This window comes from Plebeiibacterium sediminum, assembly GCF_026013605.1.
Classification (GTDB): Bacteria; Bacteroidota; Bacteroidia; order Bacteroidales; family Marinilabiliaceae; genus Saccharicrinis; species Saccharicrinis sediminus.
This window is the reverse complement of the sequence record NZ_JAPDPJ010000185.1, coordinates 1-1,822: the sequence shown is the minus strand read 5'-3', so window position 1 is coordinate 1,822 and position 1,822 is coordinate 1. Positions and strand designations below refer to the sequence as shown.

General features: G+C 37.0%; 1 protein-coding gene. It reads right to left on the bottom strand.

Features of this window, described 5'->3' with window-relative positions; translation table 11 throughout:
• A partial coding sequence (locus OM075_RS26630; protein ID WP_301193280.1) for a hypothetical protein occupies positions 1-1,822 on the bottom strand: 1,822 nt, incomplete at both ends.

Here is a 1,822-nt window from a genome sequence, read left to right as displayed (position 1 = left end):
CTGGGATGTTCAACGATGTTGCATTCCAATCAAAAGTGTATTCTTCTATGTTTCCAGAAACCATAACATCATCATTGAATGATGTTATATCAAAGGCTATCGCTTCATCAGAAGAATAGGTTGCTTCTACATTTTGAACTGCAGGATCCGGATTAACAGTTATAGTTACTGATGATTCACTTGTATTACCCGTTTCTTCATCTGTAATTACAACATTAAATATACTAGTAGCTGCATCACCTCCATCTTCTGGTATAACTAAGGTTCCATTCCATTCAAACAAATATCCTGTAGTTATGCCTGAAACCATTACATCGTCATTGAAAGAAGTAATATCAAAACCAGATGCTTCATCTGCACAATACGTTGCAGAAGCTGTTTGCACGTCAGGATCTGGATTAATTGTAATTATTACACGGGTTTCACTTGTACAACCTGTTCTTTCATCTGTAACTATAACATTGAATGTATTTGTTGTGATGGCACCACCTGCTTCAGGAATAACTAATGTACCATCCCATTCAAACGTATAACCATCTGTATTACCTGAAACCAACACATCATCATTAAAAGAGGTTATATCAAAGTTCTCTGCATCAACTGGACGATAGGTAATATTTACAGCTTGTAATTCCGGATCAGGATTGACATATATAGTCACATGAGCTTCGCTGGTACAGCCTGTTGCTATATGAGTAACAACAACATCAAACTCATTAGTTGTTTGTAATCCACCATCTGCAGGGATGTTCAAAGCAGATTTGTCCCAATTAAAAGTGTAACCTTCTGTAATTCCCGAAACCATAACATCGTCATTGAATGATGTTATTTCAAAGTCTGCAGCTTCATCAGCACAATAGGTTACTTCTATATCCTTAACCTCTGGATCAGGATTGACATTTATAGTCACATGAGCCTCGCTTGTACAACCTGTTGCAATGTGAGTTACTATAACATCAAACTCATTTGTTGTTTGTGATTCGCCATTAGCTGGGATGTTCAAAATTGATGTATTCCAAACGTAAGTGTAACCTTCAGTAATTCCTGAAACCATAACATCATCATTGAAAGATGTTATATCAAAATCTGATGCTTCATCGGCACAATAAGTAAACTCAACATCTTTAACCTCTGGATCCGGATTGACATATACAGTCACATGAGCCTCGCTGGTACAACCTGTTGCAATGTGGGTTACAATAACATCAAACTCATTAGTTGTTTGTGATTCGCCATTAGCTGGGATGTTCAAAATTGATGTATCCCAAACGTAAGTGTAACCTTCAGTAATTCCTGAAACCATAACGTCATCATTCAATGAAGTTATATCAAAATCTGCAGCGTCATCTGCACAATAAGTAAACTCAACATCTTTAACCTCTGGATGCGGATTGACATATACAGTCACATGAGCTTCGCTGGTACAGCCAGTTGCAATATGAGTTACTATAACACCAAACTCATTAGTTGTTTGTGGTTTGCTATTTTCCGGGATAGTCATCTCTCCTATCCATGCATAGGAATAGCCTTCTGTATTTCCTGAAACCATGACATCGTCATTGAATGATGTTATATCAAAACCTGATACTTCATCGGCACAATAAGTAAACTCAACATCTTTAACTTCTGGATCAGGATTTACATATATAATTACATGAGCTTCGCTGGTACAACCTGTTTCGTCATGAGTAACCACTACATCAAACTCATTAGTTGTTTGTAATCCTCCATCAGCTGGGATGTTCAAAGCAGATATGTTCCAGTCAAAAGTGTATCCTTCTGTATTTCCTGAAACCATAACATCGTCATTGAATGATGTTAT